The following is a 16,671-nucleotide window of genomic DNA, read 5'->3' as shown; positions in this document are numbered from 1 at the left end:
ACGTATGGACAAACAGATTCCCCTAACCCCTGCACTCCTCGCTCAGGCTTTATCCGGAAAACGATTATTAGAAGATGAAGTCCCCATACCTCAAGCCTGTTTTCAAGTACTCCGATCTACGAAGCAGCTCATTCCAATTCCTGCAATTGAAAATAATAAAGGAGCAGCAAAATGTACTCGCTGCGGCAATACAGCCATGCATTATTTTTCCGAATACTCTTGTGGAATTTGCCAGAAAACCCATTTATATTGCCGGAACTGTATCCAAATGGGAAGGATCAGCGAATGCAAGCCGTTGTATAGTTGGAATGGCGCAGAGGCACGGTGGCCGGTGCATGCCAATCCGTTAACCTGGGAAGGACAGTTAACGCCAGCTCAAAGCAGGGCTGCGGCGCACCTGGAGCAAGCCGTTAACGAAATAATTCCATCCTATCTATGCTGGGCTGTCTGCGGTGCCGGCAAAACAGAAATGCTGTTCCCGGCAATTACTGCGGCATTGAAGCGCGGGGATCGTGTTGCTCTGGCTTCTCCACGCGTCGATGTTATCCGGGAATTACTCCCCAGAATGAGACAGGCTTTTCAAAACATCACCATAGAAGCTCTTTATGGCGGCAGTGAGCAACGTACTGGCAGGTCCCAATTGATTTTAGCCACTACGCATCAACTGCTGCGCTATTATCAGGCATTTGATGTATTAATCATTGATGAGGTAGATGCTTTTCCCTATTATTTAGATAGAAGCCTGATGTATGCTGCCAAGCAAGCTGTTAAGAAGCAGGCTACGACATTATACCTCACAGCCACCCCTCGTAAAAACTTCAGGCTGCAAATGAAGCTTGGAAAACTCCCGCATGTTTTTGTGCCTTTGCGTTACCATGGACATCTTTTACCTGTCCCCAAATTTAAATTTTCCTTTTACCTTACCAGTCAGCTGACAAATAAAAAGCTTCCCCATGTCTTATTAAAATGGCTTACGCAGAGAAAAAATCCGAAGCGGCAGCTGCTGTTATTCGTGCCGGAAATCGTCATGGCAAAGGAATTAAAGGAAGTCATTTCCACTTCCCTGCTTGAAACCAATACGATAGCAGCCGCAGAAGAATTAGAAATCGTTTTTGCGGCGGATCAGAATCGAGAAGAAAAAATCAACCAGTTCCGGGAAAAGAAATTACACGCCTTGATTACAACAACAATCCTGGAAAGGGGAGTGACCTTTCCCTCTGTGGATGTAGTTGTGCTGGGTGCCGGCCATGAAGTATTTAATGAAGCTGCACTGGTGCAAATTGCTGGACGTGCCGGAAGAAGTGCGGATGACCCATCGGGAGAGGTTATCTTTTTCCATGATGGGAAAACATATGCCATGGAAAAAGCCAGGCAGATGATTTTAGATATGAATGCAAGGGGGAGAAAGCGTTGAATATTTGTTTATACTGCTATGCCCTCTTAGAAAAGCCCCTGACATGGTCGAATTGGCTGACGATAGAAGCGAATTCGGTTCTTTGTGAAACATGTGCCGCAAAACTCAAAATAATTTCTGGAAAGCGGTGTGAGGTATGCAGCCGGGCGTGGAACGGCGCCATTTGTTCTGATTGTCAGCAGTGGAGGCAATTAGGAGAAAATATAGAAGGGAATTATTCTATTTACTATTATAATGAAACGATGCGTGACCTGATTACCCAATGGAAATTCCGGGGAGATTATGTATTAAGAGAGGTTTTTCGGAAGGACCTGCAGCGTGCTTTTGAAAAACAATTTGCTTCGATTACGCCATCCATAGCGGCCGTGCCTATTCCATTAAGTAAAAATCGAATGCAGGAGCGGGGGTTTAATCAATCATTAGCTCTGGCAGAAATGCTGGATATTCCAGTAAAGCATGCGTTGGGAAGAAACAGCGGGGAAAAGCAGGCAAAGAAAAATCGGAAGTCGCGTTTAAAAAGAGGGAATCCTTTTTTTATCACAGAGGCCCTCCAGCAGCCAGCTTTGATTGTGGATGATATTTATACAACTGGTACAACTGTCCGGCAGGCAGCACAGCAGCTGAAGCTTCACGGCTGCCCGGCAGTGTATTCCTTAACAGTAGCACGAAGTTAGAAGGGCAGGCCTGCACAGGATGAATAATAGAACTGCTCCCAAAACTGCGAAACGATTTGTTATAATAAATGTAACGAACGTAAAATAAATCGAATTTACTATTAACAATAGCGGCAATAGTGACGATGATATAAGTAGGCAAAAGTATTTCGTGAAAATAAAATATGAAATGATAAATTCCTTCCTGGCAATATGCAGAGCAGAGAGGAGAAACGGCAATGGGAGAACTGGCAAACTGCGAACGATGTAATCGTGTGTTTGTGAAGCAATTTAGAGAAATATGCAACGAATGCTATAAAAAAGAAGAAGAAGATTTTAGAATGGTATATAACTTTTTAAGAAAACGGGAAAACCGGATGGCTACAATTGGGCAGATTGTAGAGGCGATAGATGTAGATGAAAGTATTCTTCATAAATTTATCCGGGAAAAAAGGCTCCAGCCTTCTCACTTCCCTAATTTGTCCTATCCTTGTGAAAGGTGCCAACGGCCTATTACAGAAGGGACTTTATGTGATGCTTGCCAGACAGAGCTGAAGGAAGAACTGGAGCGGCATGATGCAGTGGAATCCATTCAGGAAAAAGCGCTGAAAGAAGAAAGTGAAACAACGTATTATGCAAAAGGAGAATGGAAGAAAGATTAATATACCAGAATCGAACAAAGAAAGAGTAATGCAGTATCCAAAGAAATCACGCATTACTGGAAGGGGTGCAGAAATTGAAAATACATGGACCAAATCCAACCAACTTTAATCCATATAAACAGGCATTTAAGGATAAACAGGCAGTCGAGTCTGAAGCATATAAGAAGGACAGTATTGAGATATCGCCGGAAGCGAAAAAGCTGCAGAAGCAGGAGCAGCCCAATGAAACGCGGGCAGCATATGTCAATGAGATAAAACAAAAAATCGAGAGCAATCAATATGAAATAAATTATGAGAAGGTTGCTCAGAAAATGCATGATTTTTGGACTGGTAAGTAAGGGAATACCGTCAAAGGAGGAAACGGTGTGGGCATACAGCTGATTCACGCAATGAATGATTTAACCGCAACACACAAAGATTTACTGGGATTATCCAAGCGAAAGACAGAAGCTTTGACGAATAATAAGCTGGATGAATTTCAGGCATTGCTTTTAGAAGAGCAGAAGCTTATCCGTCAACTGGAGAAACAGGAACAACAAAGACAGGAAGCCGCAGAAGCATGGAATCAAGAACAGCCTGATGCCGCAGCATCACTGACCATTACAGAAATCTTGGACAGGCTGGATGGAGAAGAGCAGAAAATGGCAGCAGATGCAGCGGCTGCACTAACGGATACAATGACAGAGCTAAAAAGACAAGAGCAATTAAATAAAGCATTACTGGAAGAATCGATGAAGTTTGTTCAGCTTTCGATGGAATTAGTTAATCCTTCCATCAACTCAATGAATTACGGAACTGCATCCTCTGATAAGATGTCCAACCGTTCTTTATTTGATTCGAAAGCGTAGAAAAGGAGAGAAGAAGGCATGAGCACGTTCCGAGGATTAGAAATGGCACGTCAGGCACTGAGTACACAGCAAAGTGCTTTATATACAACCGGGCATAATATTTCCAATGCCAATACACCTGGATACTCCAGACAGCGCGTTAATATGCAGGCGATGAATCCTTACCCGACGCCGGGGATGAACAGTCCGCATCTGCCTGGCCAGATGGGGACCGGAGTAGAAGCCGGGTCTGTACAGCGTATCCGCAATCAATTTTTAGATACACAATTTCGATCGGAGAATGCTTCTGTAGGCTATTGGTCTCAACGGACAGAGGCACTTTCAAGAATGGAAAATTTATTGAATGAACCGAGCGATTCAGGCATCGAAGCAGCAATGAGTGATTTCTGGAGTGCGTTGCAGACTGCATCTACCACCCCGGGCGAAAATGGGGGACGTGCAGTCATCCTGAGCAGAGGGGAAGCGCTGGCTGATACGTTCAATCATCTGTCGTCTTCGATGAATACGATTCGTACGGATTTACAAACGGAGACAGAGAATACAATTGATCAGGCAAATAGTATGATTGAAAACCTGAAAGATATCAATTCCCAAATTAAAAAGCTCGAAACGCATGGGTATACTGCCAATGATTTATATGATCGACGCGATAATATTTTGGATGAGCTTTCAGAAATTGTGAATATTGATGTGACATACAATAAAGACCATATTCCGGGCGGGAAGCAGGGGGATGGTGTCGCCATTGTGAATATCATTGTTGCAGACGGTGAGCCGGTGAATATCGTAAATGGGGTGACAGGAGAAACCCGGCAGATCGATGACCCGGTTTATACAGAAATTAATGGAATGAAAGTTTTTGAAAGCATTAATGTAGGCGATGTGGATATTACATCCTCCAGAGGCACTATCCAAAGCTATGTACATGCTTCCGGATATGCGGAGGGCGAAGGGGATAACGCGGTAGCAAAAGGCGATTTCCCGGAAATGCTTGAAAAGCTGGATAATCTGGCATATGCAATTGTGACCAGCATCAATGAACTGCATCAAGAAGGGGATTCCGGGCTGCCATTTTTTGAAGAATTAACTGATGCACGGGGGGCTGCCGGGAAAATGGCAGTTGCTTTAAAAGACCGTTCCGAAGTTAATGTGTCAAGAGAAGGAAATTCAGGAGACCTGGCAAGAGATTTGTCGAATGTTTTTACAAGTGCTAATGAGGATTTAGATGGTGTCTCTGTGAACGGTTATCTGGAATCCATTATCGGTGAAGTCGGCGTGGATGCTAACCATGCCATCACCATGCTGGATAATACAGCGACATTGCAGCACCAGGTCAATAACCAGCGTCAATCGATCAGTGCAGTTTCTCTGGATGAAGAAATGACGAACATGATTAAATTCCAGCATGCATACAATGCAGCTGCCCGCGGAATGACAGCGATGGATGAATTAATAGATACAATTATCAACCGAATGGGATTAGTAGGAAGGTAGGTTAGAAAAATGCGTGTCACTCAAAGTATGCTTTCCAATAACTTATTACGTAATTTATCACATAACAGTACGCAAATGAATAAATATATGGATCAGCTGTACACGGGGAAAAAGATATCCAAGCCTTCTGATGATCCGATGATTGCGATGAAGGGCGTTTCTTACCGTTCCAAATTAGCACGAATCGAACAGTTTGAACGGAATACCTCTGAAGTGAACAGCTGGCTGGATAATACAGATGCTGCCATTGACCAGACCAATCATGCGATGCAGCGGTTAAAAGAGCTGGCAGTAAAGGCAAGCAATGGGACAAACAGCAGTGATGAATACCAGAGTATTGTAGAAGAAGCAAAGCAATTAAAAGAGCATTTAGTAGATATAGCGAATACGAGTGTGAATGGAAAATATATTTTTAACGGTACAAATTCGGATGTACAACCAGTAACAATAGGCGAAGATGGAGAACTGACGGTTGATTTTGCAGATGATGATGTGGTTATCGAAGTTTCAAGCGGGATTACCGTAAAAGCAAATACAGATGGATCTACCGTTTTTGGCGAGAATGGAGATTTATTTGCAACGGTAGATAGCTTTATTTCACGCCTTGTAGACGGAGAAGGTATCGAAGAAAGCATTGGCGAATTAGAAGCTTCGATTGGCGGCGTTCTTGATTCACGTGCAGAAATCGGTGCCCGTATGAATCGGGTAGAGCTTGTCGAAAACCGCTTAGCCGATCAAAAAATCGTCACGACAAAAACGTTATCTGATAATGAAGACGTCGATTTTGCAGAGGCAATTACGAACCTGATTACACAAGAGAGTCTACATCGGGCAGCACTTTCAGCAGGTTCTCGTATTATCCAGCCTTCTCTGGTTGACTTTTTACGATAAGGACAAGTTCACGTGAAAGTTTGTTACGTATAAAACACCCTGCCCACTACGTTGTTTGGAGCAGGGTGTTTTTAGCAAATAGGACAGTTTTTTTATAAGACGGATGTGAGCATGTTATTCACTCAAAGGCTTAGCCAAGCCAATGTTTTCTAAATCATGCGATGGAGAGGGAAAAGAGATGGAGATTCCACAAATTAGAATGCATTCACAGCCGGCAAAAATACAAATTCAAACAGAGCCGGCACAATTACATATGTCACAAACGTCTGGTGATTTAACCATCAGACAGCCCAAAGCAGAAATCTCCATGCGTACGAAACAAGGAAAGCTAAACATCGATCAGAGCCAGGCATGGGAGGACATGAATTTATTAAGTGCGAAAAAAAGCATCGCCAAAAATGCGCAGGCCGGGGAACAGGCGGCTGCTCAAGGGACTGCCAGAAGAGCACGGCAGGGCAATGCATTAATGCGCATTGAAAATAGTGCAGATACCATCAAGGCACAGGCGATGGAAAACGCATTTTCAGAGCAAAAAAGATTGGGGATTACATTTATACCTTCTACCTTTGCTGTAAAAACTTCCTATGAACCGGCAGATTTAGATATTCAGGTGCAAACACATCAGCCGGTGATTGAAGGAAGAGCAAATAAACCAATCATGCAATATACACCTGGAAGCATAGAAACCTCCCTCGCCCAGCGTCCGGAGTTAACAATTGAAGTAATCAATACAAAAATATAAGGAGTGTGCACCATGAAGATGACATCAGCGTACTTAGGTGAAATCGAAGTCGATGAGTCAAAAATAATTACATTTCCATCCGGAATACCCGGATTTTCAGAGTCCAAACAATTTGTATTACTGGAATTTCCAGATAACCAGATGTTTCATATTTTACAATCGGCAGATAATGCGCAATTAGCTTTTATCATTACCGACCCCTATTATCTGTATCAGGATTATGTGTTTGAACTGGAACCCTCTACTATTGACCTTTTAAAAATAAAAGATCGCAATGATGTAGCTATCTATACGATTGTCACTGTAAATAAACCTTTTACGGACAGCACCATTAACCTGAAAGCGCCAATTGTGATTCACATTAAAGAAAACTTGGCAAAACAGGTCGTCCTTCAAACGGATGCGTATTCATCCAGAACGCCAATCAACCGGCCTTCCCATGAAAAGGAGGAAAAATAATGCTTGTACTTTCCAGAAAAAGAAATGAAGCTATCCAAATCGGTGACGATATTGAAGTAGAAGTAATTGCGATTGAAGGGGATCAGGTCAAACTGGGTATTCGTGCGCCAAAGTCAGTAGATATCTACCGGCAGGAGATTTATGTAGATATCAAAAACCAAAATAATCAAGCGGCACAGATTGATCAAACCCTCTTTGATTTCTTAAAAGGAGAAAAACTATAACTTTTACGTCCTTCTTTTATTATCGTACAGATAAACCTGACAATCATGCTAGAAAACTTGTATTTAACCCTTTACATTTCATAAAAGAAGCCGATATAAAAGATAAACAGTAAGGAGTTGTGACCTGATGGTTGTAAATAAAACTGGAGTGCAGGACCCTTCATTTATTCCTCATCCCATTAAGGCTGTTACATCCCCCGCTGCTTTACCATCTGAAGCAAAAGAAATAGAAGCAACCAAGACAGAAGCGAGCAGAGCAGTGAGCAAAGAACAAGTAGAGCAGGTTATTGAAAAAATGAATGGCTTTTTAGAGCCGGTCAGAAGAAATGTAAAGTTTGAAATGCACGATAAATTGGAAAAGTATTATGTTACTGTTGTAGACGCAGATAAAGACGAGGTTATACGAGAAATTCCTCCAAAAAAGTTATTAGATATGTATGCAGAAATGGCCGACTTCATGGGCCTGTTAATCAATAAAAAGATATAGAGGTGAGTGAATATGCGAATTGGCGGATTGGCAAGTGGAATTGATACAGAATCCATGATTAAAGATTTAATGAACGCAGAAAGAATCCCGCTTGATAAAATGCATCAGGACCGGACAAAGCTGGAATGGAAACGTGATGCTTTCCGGGACGTTAATAAATTATTAGGCAACTTTGATCAGAATATGATTTTGAATATGAAATTGAGTGAAACTTTTAATAAAAAAATTATTTCCTCGACACAGGAGGATGCGGTTCGTGCTACGGGGAATGCTGGTGCGAATAGTGGTACGTATCGGATTAATGTGGAGCAGTTAGCGACCTCTGCGATTAATGTTGGAGCTAAAGAAGTTCAATTTGATACTGAAAAGACTTTAAGTGAGCAAGGAATTACTGGTTCTATCACATTTAAAACATATGGAAAAGATAGTTCTTACGGAGATAACGGGGTTAAAGAACATAAATATGAGATTCGGGATGGAGACAAACTTTCCGATGTTGTCAAGAGAATTAATGATGATGTAGATAGTCCAGTTCGGATGACTTATGATGAGAATTCAAATAAAGTTATTATAGAAGCTACAAGAACCGGGGTTTATAATCCGAATGGAAAAGAAATAGAATTTGATGATAGTGAAGGAAGTTTTTTCTCACAATTAGGACTAAGTCAAGATCCGGTAGAAGTGGAAGATGGAGTAATGAGAGGTGGAGAACAAGGCGCCCAAAACGCAAAATTCACATACAACGGTGCCTATGAAGTAGAAACTCAGGATAACCACTACCAGCTAAATGGCGTCACCTTCCAATTCTTAAATAAAACAGAAGGCGAAGCAACATTAAACGTAACCAATGATATTGACCATACCGTTGAAAAAATCACCGAGTTTGTGGAAGCTTATAATGAAATTGTTGAGAAAATTAATGAATCGCAGCGGGAACAAGTTTTCCGTGATTTTCCTCCGTTAACAGATGAGCAAAAATCAGATATGTCCGAGCGTGAAATTGAACTTTGGGAAGAAAAAGCAAAAAGCGGAATGCTGCGGGGAGAATCATTCTTATCTAGTGGATTAACTAATATGCGCCAAAGCTGGTATGGAACAGTTAAAAATGACGGAGCATTCACTTCATTAACAGAGATTGGAATTGAAACGTCATCTGATTATATGGATGGCGGGAAGCTTGTTATTAATGAAGCTGATTTGCGGGATGCACTTGCTGCCGATCCGGAAAGTGTACAAAGGCTCTTCTCGAACAGTTCAGAAGGAGAAGGCAGAGGATTAATCAATCGTCTGGAAGATGCTGTGGAAGATACAATCGGTCAAATTAATCAGCGTGCTGGCACGGCAACAAGTGTATCCTTAGATGGGTATGCACTAGGGAAGCGCATGGAAGAAATCAACAGCCGAATTGAGAATTTCGAGCGTCGTTTGGAAAAAGTTGAATCGCGTTATTGGAGACAATTTTCAGAGATGGAGCGTGCTATTTCCATGATGAATCAGCAATCCGATATGCTGATGTCGAATTTTGCTCCTGGACTGGCACAATAAGAAAGAAGGGTGATGCAATTTGAGTAGTAATAAAGCATATCAAACCTATCAAAATAACGCCGTTAATACAGCATCAGGCGGAGAGCTGACGCTGATGCTCTATAATGGCTGTATTAAATTTATTAAACAAGCAAGGAAAGAGATGGATAATGACCATTTTGCTGCTAAAAATACCAACATCCAAAAAGCGCAAAAAATCATTAATGAACTCATGGTGACATTGGATATGAATATGGAAATCTCTCATCAGATGATGCCGTTATATGACTATATGCATAATCTATTAACAGAAGCGAATATAAAAAATGATACCGAAAAGTTAGAAGAGGCGCTCAGCTATGCAAAGGAATTTCGCGATGTTTGGAAACAGGTCATTCTAAAGGATCGTCAGCAGAAATACAGTCAGGGTGCTTCCATCTGATGAACCGGATCATACCTATTTACCAATTAACAGAGAGCATGCAGCAGCTATTATCCCAGGATATTGATTCACATAATCGGGAAGAGGTTATCAATACCTTTCAAAAAATGATGGAAGAGAGAGGAGAGCTGCTTGATGCAATAGCTCCTCCATACACAAAGGATGAAGACAAGCTGGGAAAAGCAATCGTCCACATGAACCAAGATATTGAGCAAAAGATAAAATTTATATTCTTTGCTTTAAAAAATGAAATGAAGCAGGTACAGCAGCAAAAGAAATCAACATCAAGCTATTCCAATCCATATAAAAATATGCAAAGCATGGACGGCATGTTTTTAGATCAGAAAAAATAAAGGTTTGTTACCTTTCAAAAAGAGATAATCAGCAATGGCCAAGCTGGTTATCTTTTTTTAGAAGAGAGGATGCTTTACTTTCTGTCTTAGATGTGGAGAAGAAAAAGAATAGAAGGATATGATTCTAGTAAATCGAATTCAAACATAACTTCGAATTTTGTCAAAAAATTTTAATCTTTCTAACCCTTGCATGTACAGGGGTTGGGCCGGATGAATAGAAAACGTTTACGAAAATTAAGGGTTTAGACAAGAGAAGTTTGTGAAATAGTGCTATAATATATTTATAAAAGTAAAGAAGGAGGACACTTATATGAAATTTAATATTAGAGGCGAAAATATTGAGGTTACAAACGCTATTCGAGAGTATGTTGAGAAGAAAATCAGCAAACTGGAAAGATATTTTGATTCCGCTCCGACTAGCGATGTGCATGTAAATCTAAGTGTCTATAATGATGAACAGCGCATTGAGGTTACCATCCCAATGACAAATCTCTTACTGCGTGCAGAGGTACAGCATATTGACTTATATGCTGCTGTAGACTTAGCCGTAGATAAATTAGAAAGACAAATTCGCAAACATAAAACTAAAATCAATCGTAAATTCAGACAAAACGGCGCTCCTAAGCATGCTTTTGCTGAATTAGAAAAAGAAGCAAAACTGGCATCTGAAGAAAATGAAAATCAAATTGAATTAGTACGTACCAAACGTTTTAACTTAAAACCAATGGATTCTGAAGAAGCAATCCTGCAAATGGATATGCTTGGACACAGCTTCTTTGTATTTACTAATGATCAATCTGGAGAAACCAATGTGGTTTATAAACGCCGTGATGGAAAATACGGATTGATTGAACCGCATGTTTAAATCAAAATAAAATAGTATATTAATAGAAAAAGCAGGATATTGCTTCCGATGGAGGGAGCAATATCCTGCTTTTTTACGAGATGGCTAAAAAGTTTTTTTATCAAGAAAAAAATATATAGCGATGATAGAAATAGCTCACAAAGTGCGTATGTACAGGCTTTGTTGTGGTAAAGGAAGAATAAATAAGCCAAAAAATTTATCAATTTTATCCAATCGATGAAATTTTGTCGAAAAAAACATCAAACTGGCGTTTTTTTTCAGTTTATACGGGTAAACGCGTCATTTTTACAGCCAAAAGCACAGTTTGTCTAGACAAACTGTGTTTTTGGCTGTTGAAAAATGGAGTTTGCGGATTCGCTGGAAAAGAAGGCGTGTGGTATAAATAAATTAGAAAGTAAAGGGGGGCAGTCAAATGCAGTATACGACACAGCGAGTGCTGGATGAATTGGAACAGCGGGTAAGTCAGCACGAGCATACGATTCAGCAGCTATTACGTATTGTAGGCAACCTCAATAAGCATCTTGCACAGATATCCTCTGAACAAAAAGAAAAAGTTTAAAAGTAGTGTATCTATAATCGGTACTACTCTTCGCAAAACACCCTCGGAAGATCACTTCATTCAGGACTGAAATCAACATTTCAGTTCTTTTTTTTATACATGCAGGAGGTCTGTCAGTATATAGATAATTAGCTTGTGTCAGAAAGAGACCCTGCTGGGAACGAAACGGACAATGTAAGTTGTCATAACGGTTTAGGAAGTGTTATGATTACTTATATTGACTATTGCCTATCAGACATGGTAAATTTATCAGCTACGATATCATTACCTTTAAATAGTGGTATATGACATATAATTTTGAATCAAGTGTAATTCTATAAGCAATAAAAGTTTCAATTAACTGAGGAGCGTTCATAATGGCAGGAATTTTAACGAAGATTTTTGGTGACGGAAATCAAAAACAAGTGAAGCGTATCGAAAAACAGGTGGACAAGATCGAAGCATTAGAGCCTGAGGTGCAGAAGCTTTCAGATAATGATTTACAGAAGAAAACAGAGGAATTTAAGGAACGGGTCGCAAATGGAGAAGAATTGGACAACCTTCTTGTAGAAGCATATGCGGTTGTTCGTGAAGCCTCTAAGCGTGTGCTCGGAATGCGCCCTTTCCGTACACAGTTAGTCGGTGCGGTAGCGCTGCATAATGGAAATATATCTGAAATGAAAACAGGGGAAGGGAAAACGTTGGCTTCAACGATGCCAGCGTATCTTAATGCGCTTTCGGGTGAAGGCGTGCATATTATTACAGTCAATGATTATTTAGCAGATCGTGATGCGAAAGAAAATGGAGAGCTGTTTGCTTTTTTAGGATTAACGGTCGGTTTAAACCACAATGGTCTTCCCAAGGAAGATAAGCGTAAAGCGTATCAAGCAGATATCACTTATGGAACAAATAATGAATTTGGTTTTGATTACTTAAGAGATAACATGGTGTTATATAAAGAACAGATGGTGCAGCGGCCATTGAATTATGCCATTATCGATGAGGTTGACTCGATTTTAATTGATGAAGCCCGTACGCCATTGATTATTTCTGGATCAGCAAAAAAATCTGCATCGCTCTACCAGCAGGCAGATCGATTTGTGCGTACACTGCAAAAGGAAACAGATTATACCTTCGAGGAAAAAACAAAAGCAGTACAATTAACGGAACAAGGAATTGATAAAGCAGAGAAATTCTTCAGTATTGAAAATTTATTTGAATTATCACATGTTTCCTTAACGCATCATATTAATCAGGCATTGAAAGCGCACGTATCCATGCATAAAGATACGGATTATATGGTAGAAGAAGGCGAAGTCATTATTATCGACCAGTTTACTGGACGTAAAATGAAAGGCCGCCGCTATAGTGATGGTCTGCATCAGGCAATTGAAGCGAAGGAAAACTTACAAATACAAAATGAGAGTATGACGCTTGCTTCGATTACTTTCCAGAACTATTTCCGTATGTACAAAAAATTGTCTGGTATGACAGGTACAGCAAAAACAGAGGAAGAAGAGTTCAGAAGCATCTATAATATGGATGTTATTGCTATCCCAACTAATCAGCCAGTCCAAAGAGATGACCGTGCAGATCAAATTTATAAAACGATGGAAGGCAAGTTTAAATCCGTTGTTAATAACATCAAAGAACGCCATGAAACGGGCCAGCCGGTTCTGGTCGGTACGGTAGCGGTAGAAACCTCCGAGCTGATTTCACAGCTGCTGAAGCGTGCGGGAGTAAAGCATGAAGTACTAAATGCGAAAAACCACTTCCGTGAGGCGGAAATTATTGAAAATGCCGGTCAGCGAGGTGCAGTAACCATCGCAACCAACATGGCAGGCCGCGGTACAGATATTAAATTAGGAGACGGTGTGAAAGACCTCGGCGGACTGGCTGTCATCGGCACGGAACGACACGAATCACGCCGTATTGATAATCAGCTCCGCGGACGTTCCGGACGTCAGGGTGATCCGGGAATATCCCAATTTTTCTTATCTATGGAAGATGAGCTGATGCGCCGTTTCGGTTCAGATAATTTGAAAGCGATGATGGAAAGGCTTGGCATGGATGATGACCAGCCAATCGAAAGTAAAATGGTTTCCCGTGCAGTAGAATCTGCTCAAAAGCGTGTGGAAGGGAATAACTACGATGCACGTAAAACGGTTCTGTCTTATGATGATGTGCTTCGTGAACAGCGTGAAATTATTTATAAACAGCGTTTTGACGTCATTGATTCTGAAACCAACCTGCGTGAAATCATTATAAATATGATTCAATCTACTGTAGAGCGAATTGTTGCAACACATACACAGGATAATGATGAAGATAAATGGAACCTGGATGCTATTGTGGAATATATAGAAGGTAACCTATTAGAGCAAGGTGATATGACAACGGCAGAGCTTCAGGATAAGGAAGCAGAAGAAATAACCGGCATTATTATGGAAAAAGTGAATCGCCGTTATGATGCAAAAGAAGCAGAGCTTACGCCGGAACAGTTTGTTGAGTTTGAAAAAGTTATTCTGCTGCGCACAGTAGATACAAAATGGATGGACCATATTGACCAGATGGATCAGCTTCGCCAAGGTATTCATTTACGTGCCTACGGTCAGAACGATCCGCTGCGTGAATATCAAATGGAAGGCTTCACAATGTTTGAAGAAATGATTGCAAGCATTGAAGAGGAAGTATCCAAATATGTGATGAAAGCACAGATTCAGGATAATCTGCAGCGTCAGGAAGTCGTTAAAAATACGCAAGCTGTTTCTGGAGGCGGTGACGGTCAGAAGAAAAAATCCAGAAAACCAGTTGTGAAAAATAATACCGTAGGGCGAAATGACCCTTGTCCATGCGGCAGCGGTAAAAAGTATAAAAACTGTCATGGTAAGCAATAAGCTAATCGGCATTCATTTGAAATAACCCCCTGTTCAATAGTGGATACAACGGCTATTGGCGGGGAAACCCGGCTGGGGGAAACAGAGAGCTTTCCTGCACAGAGCACCTGTTATACCATGGCAAGGAAAAGCAATATTAGGAGGAATCAGTATATGGAATTAAGCGAAATTAAACAAGAACTGGAAAAAATAACTTCACGTGTTGAAGATTTCAGGGGGTCTCTTTGACCTCGAACAAAAGAAAGCACGGATTGCTGAATTAGAAGCATTGATGGCCGATCCTGCTTTTTGGGATGATCAGAATCAAGCGCAAACAGTTATTCAAGAATCGAATGGATTAAAAAGCTACGTCGATTCTTTTGAAGAGATTGAAGAAACATTAGACAATCTGGAAGTATCTTATGAGCTGGTTAAAGAGGAAAATGACCAAGAGTTATTTGAAGATCTGCAGTCAGAGCTGAAGGATTTTAAAGAGAAAGTAAATAAATTTGAATTACAGCTCTTATTGAGCGAGCCTTACGATGCGAATAATGCGATTTTAGAGCTGCACCCAGGAGCAGGCGGTACAGAATCGCAGGATTGGGCAAGTATGCTGCTGCGTATGTATCAGCGCTGGGCGGAAAGCCATTCGTTTTCTGTGGAGACCATTGATTACCTCCCCGGAGATGAAGCTGGTGTGAAAAGCGTTACGTTATTAATCAAAGGTCATAACGTCTATGGCTATTTAAAAGCGGAAAAAGGGGTTCATCGTCTTGTCCGAATTTCTCCTTTTGACTCCTCAGGAAGACGGCATACATCTTTTGTATCCTGTGATGTGACACCAGAGATGAGCGACGACGTAGATATTGATGTAAAAACAGAGGATTTAAAAATAGACACGTATCGTGCAAGCGGCGCTGGCGGGCAGCATGTCAATACGACGGATTCGGCTGTACGGATTACGCATCTTCCGACTAATATCATTGTTACCTGTCAAAATGAACGTTCCCAGATCAAAAACCGGGAACAAGCGATGAAAATGTTAAAATCAAAGCTTTATCAGCTGGAGATTGAAAAACAGCGGCAAGAACTAGCAGAAATTCGCGGAGAACAAATGGAAATTGGCTGGGGAAGCCAGATTCGTTCGTATGTTTTCCACCCGTATTCAATGGTCAAGGATCATAGAACAGATGTGGAGACAGGGAATACGCAGGCAGTAATGGACGGTAATCTGGATATATTTATTGACGGATATCTCCGTTCCCAAATGAAATAAACACCAATTGTCCTTTTTTGTTCATAATGATTTATGTAGAATGAAACCGAAGCAGATATACTAATAGTAGCAACTGGCAAGGAGGATTGAGGCGATGAAAAAAGGATTAGCTGCCTTGTTCCTGGGAATGGTTATTATTCTGGGAGCTTGCGGTAATGCAGACGATACCAACAGCGATTCAGCTGAAAATTTAGAAGCTGGCGAGGAAGTGTATCGCAATAACTGTGCTAACTGTCATGGTGCTGACCTTTCTGGAAATGGCGGTCCTGAACTGCTTGATATTGGGTCAAAATATTCTCAGGAACAAATTGAGGATATCGTCCAAGAAGGTATTGGCAGCATGCCGCCGCAGTCGCAAGTAGAAGGACAAGACTTAGAAGAGTTGGCATCCTGGTTAATTGAACAATAGGGACGGACAGACGTTTGCTTTACGGCAAGCGTCTGTGTCTCTTCTTCTCATTTTATTTAAAAAAAGTATTTTAAAAGCATTGATATTTCGTCGTTATCAGGTTTACATTCATAGTTCTTCGTTTATTAGGTATAGCGGGTTAATGCTGCTTTTTACTTGAATGTTCAAATAGAAATAATGATAAAAATCAATCTTCTTCATGAAATACAGTGTACCCTCCAGCCTTTCAAAAATTCCAAAATCCGTCGTTTTAGCACAAACCGCTCAATTACCCGTTATCCTTTAAAACAAAACCTTTTCAACTAGTAAACATAAAAAATTGTCGATTATAAGAAGCTGTGTTAAACCGCTCTATGCCGAGCTTAATTAGTGTTCTTTTTTGATTGTTACAAGAGTTGTCGAATTGAAATAAAAATGTAATACGATTTTTTCATCATAAAATACACAGAGATGTTATAATTATTTTTGGTCGTTTAAATCTATTTAAATGAATTCTAATGATATAAAAAAGATA

19 protein-coding genes are annotated in these 16,671 nt (G+C 40.7%); all 19 read left to right on the top strand.

All coding sequences use genetic code 11. The features are described from left to right. Nucleotides 1–4 precede the first annotated feature (4 nt). A complete protein-coding gene (locus ACW0TQ_RS14470; protein ID WP_042530171.1) occupies nucleotides 5–1,414 on the top strand; it encodes an ATP-dependent helicase ComFA in 1,410 nt (469 codons plus the stop codon). Further along, nucleotides 1,411–2,088, top strand: coding sequence for a ComF family protein (locus ACW0TQ_RS14465; RefSeq protein ID WP_042530173.1), 678 nt, complete (start codon nucleotides 1,411–1,413; stop codon nucleotides 2,086–2,088). The genes ACW0TQ_RS14470 and ACW0TQ_RS14465 overlap by 4 nt, the downstream gene beginning before the upstream one ends. Before the next feature lie 218 nt (nucleotides 2,089–2,306). Continuing rightward, nucleotides 2,307–2,729 (top strand): TIGR03826 family flagellar region protein, encoded by a 423-nt coding sequence (locus ACW0TQ_RS14460; protein ID WP_042530176.1) that lies wholly within the window; start codon nucleotides 2,307–2,309, stop codon nucleotides 2,727–2,729. 74 nt (nucleotides 2,730–2,803) lie between these two features. After that, nucleotides 2,804–3,067: a flagellar biosynthesis anti-sigma factor FlgM gene (gene flgM / locus ACW0TQ_RS14455; RefSeq protein ID WP_042530177.1), complete on the top strand. Its 264-nt coding sequence runs from the start codon at nucleotides 2,804–2,806 to the stop codon at nucleotides 3,065–3,067. Nucleotides 3,068–3,094: 27 nt separating this feature from the next. Next, entirely contained in the window at nucleotides 3,095–3,577 is a 483-nt protein-coding gene (locus ACW0TQ_RS14450) for a flagellar protein FlgN (RefSeq protein ID WP_052484912.1), read from the top strand. Nucleotides 3,578–3,595: 18 nt separating this feature from the next. Next, entirely contained in the window at nucleotides 3,596–5,071 is a 1,476-nt protein-coding gene (flgK, locus tag ACW0TQ_RS14445) for a flagellar hook-associated protein FlgK (RefSeq protein ID WP_256704985.1), read from the top strand. A gap of 9 nt (nucleotides 5,072–5,080) precedes the next feature. After that, the gene (gene flgL / locus ACW0TQ_RS14440; RefSeq protein WP_341173222.1) at nucleotides 5,081–5,962 is read left to right on the top strand and encodes a flagellar hook-associated protein FlgL; all 882 of its coding nucleotides are present in this window, start codon (nucleotides 5,081–5,083) and stop codon (nucleotides 5,960–5,962) included. Between the two features lie 178 nt (nucleotides 5,963–6,140). After that, the gene (locus ACW0TQ_RS14435; protein WP_256704984.1) at nucleotides 6,141–6,704 is read left to right on the top strand and encodes a DUF6470 family protein; all 564 of its coding nucleotides are present in this window, start codon (nucleotides 6,141–6,143) and stop codon (nucleotides 6,702–6,704) included. A 12-nt stretch (nucleotides 6,705–6,716) separates the two neighbouring features. Further along, complete coding sequence (fliW, locus tag ACW0TQ_RS14430; protein ID WP_256704983.1) at nucleotides 6,717–7,163, top strand: flagellar assembly protein FliW; 447 nt, start codon at nucleotides 6,717–6,719, stop codon at nucleotides 7,161–7,163. Further along, nucleotides 7,163–7,387 (top strand): carbon storage regulator CsrA, encoded by a 225-nt coding sequence (gene csrA, locus ACW0TQ_RS14425; RefSeq protein ID WP_256704982.1) that lies wholly within the window; start codon nucleotides 7,163–7,165, stop codon nucleotides 7,385–7,387. The genes fliW and csrA overlap by 1 nt, the downstream gene beginning before the upstream one ends. A gap of 127 nt (nucleotides 7,388–7,514) precedes the next feature. Beyond that, complete coding sequence (gene flaG / locus ACW0TQ_RS14420) at nucleotides 7,515–7,874, top strand: flagellar protein FlaG (protein WP_256704981.1); 360 nt, start codon at nucleotides 7,515–7,517, stop codon at nucleotides 7,872–7,874. Between the two features lie 12 nt (nucleotides 7,875–7,886). Next, nucleotides 7,887–9,419: a flagellar hook-associated protein 2 gene (locus ACW0TQ_RS14415; RefSeq protein ID WP_256704980.1), complete on the top strand. Its 1,533-nt coding sequence runs from the start codon at nucleotides 7,887–7,889 to the stop codon at nucleotides 9,417–9,419. A 19-nt stretch (nucleotides 9,420–9,438) separates the two neighbouring features. Next, on the top strand, nucleotides 9,439–9,840 hold the full coding sequence (fliS, locus tag ACW0TQ_RS14410) for a flagellar export chaperone FliS (protein ID WP_256704979.1): 402 nt from the start codon (nucleotides 9,439–9,441) through the stop codon (nucleotides 9,838–9,840). Further along, on the top strand, nucleotides 9,840–10,193 hold the full coding sequence (fliT, locus tag ACW0TQ_RS14405) for a flagellar protein FliT (protein ID WP_042530191.1): 354 nt from the start codon (nucleotides 9,840–9,842) through the stop codon (nucleotides 10,191–10,193). The genes fliS and fliT overlap by 1 nt, the downstream gene beginning before the upstream one ends. Before the next feature lie 310 nt (nucleotides 10,194–10,503). Next, nucleotides 10,504–11,058, top strand: a complete 555-nt coding sequence (gene hpf / locus ACW0TQ_RS14400; RefSeq protein WP_042530193.1) for a ribosome hibernation-promoting factor, HPF/YfiA family — start codon at nucleotides 10,504–10,506, stop codon at nucleotides 11,056–11,058. A gap of 412 nt (nucleotides 11,059–11,470) precedes the next feature. Beyond that, nucleotides 11,471–11,617 carry a hypothetical protein gene (locus ACW0TQ_RS14395; RefSeq protein WP_175297008.1) on the top strand — a complete coding sequence of 49 codons (147 nt, stop codon included), beginning with the start codon at nucleotides 11,471–11,473 and terminating at the stop codon, nucleotides 11,615–11,617. A 356-nt stretch (nucleotides 11,618–11,973) separates the two neighbouring features. Next, a complete protein-coding gene (gene secA, locus ACW0TQ_RS14390) occupies nucleotides 11,974–14,493 on the top strand; it encodes a preprotein translocase subunit SecA (protein WP_256704978.1) in 2,520 nt (839 codons plus the stop codon). Nucleotides 14,494–14,646: 153 nt separating this feature from the next. Further along, a protein-coding gene (gene prfB / locus ACW0TQ_RS14385) for a peptide chain release factor 2 (RefSeq protein WP_139089017.1) occupies nucleotides 14,647–15,748 on the top strand; the annotation gives its coding sequence in 2 pieces (ribosomal slippage) (nucleotides 14,647–14,718 and nucleotides 14,720–15,748; 1,101 coding nt in all). 94 nt (nucleotides 15,749–15,842) lie between these two features. Then, on the top strand, nucleotides 15,843–16,157 hold the full coding sequence (locus ACW0TQ_RS14380; protein WP_042530197.1) for a c-type cytochrome: 315 nt from the start codon (nucleotides 15,843–15,845) through the stop codon (nucleotides 16,155–16,157). The last annotated feature ends 514 nt before the right edge of the window (nucleotides 16,158–16,671 follow it).

This window comes from Oceanobacillus sp. M60 (assembly GCF_053839645.1).
Note: the sequence above shows the minus strand (reverse complement) of the source record. Positions and strands in the feature narration are given on the sequence as shown.

Coding starts and splice junctions, on each gene's coding strand:
- ACW0TQ_RS14470 (WP_042530171.1), top strand. CDS start 5: ATGGACAAACAGATTCCCCTAACCCCTGCACTCCTCGCTCAGGCTTTA.
- ACW0TQ_RS14460 (WP_042530176.1), top strand. CDS start 2,307: ATGGGAGAACTGGCAAACTGCGAACGATGTAATCGTGTGTTTGTGAAG.
- flgK (WP_256704985.1), top strand. CDS start 3,596: ATGAGCACGTTCCGAGGATTAGAAATGGCACGTCAGGCACTGAGTACA.
- flgL (WP_341173222.1), top strand. CDS start 5,081: ATGCGTGTCACTCAAAGTATGCTTTCCAATAACTTATTACGTAATTTA.
- ACW0TQ_RS14435 (WP_256704984.1), top strand. CDS start 6,141: ATGGAGATTCCACAAATTAGAATGCATTCACAGCCGGCAAAAATACAA.
- fliW (WP_256704983.1), top strand. CDS start 6,717: ATGAAGATGACATCAGCGTACTTAGGTGAAATCGAAGTCGATGAGTCA.
- csrA (WP_256704982.1), top strand. CDS start 7,163: ATGCTTGTACTTTCCAGAAAAAGAAATGAAGCTATCCAAATCGGTGAC.
- flaG (WP_256704981.1), top strand. CDS start 7,515: ATGGTTGTAAATAAAACTGGAGTGCAGGACCCTTCATTTATTCCTCAT.
- ACW0TQ_RS14415 (WP_256704980.1), top strand. CDS start 7,887: ATGCGAATTGGCGGATTGGCAAGTGGAATTGATACAGAATCCATGATT.
- fliT (WP_042530191.1), top strand. CDS start 9,840: ATGAACCGGATCATACCTATTTACCAATTAACAGAGAGCATGCAGCAG.
- hpf (WP_042530193.1), top strand. CDS start 10,504: ATGAAATTTAATATTAGAGGCGAAAATATTGAGGTTACAAACGCTATT.
- ACW0TQ_RS14395 (WP_175297008.1), top strand. CDS start 11,471: ATGCAGTATACGACACAGCGAGTGCTGGATGAATTGGAACAGCGGGTA.
- secA (WP_256704978.1), top strand. CDS start 11,974: ATGGCAGGAATTTTAACGAAGATTTTTGGTGACGGAAATCAAAAACAA.
- ACW0TQ_RS14380 (WP_042530197.1), top strand. CDS start 15,843: ATGAAAAAAGGATTAGCTGCCTTGTTCCTGGGAATGGTTATTATTCTG.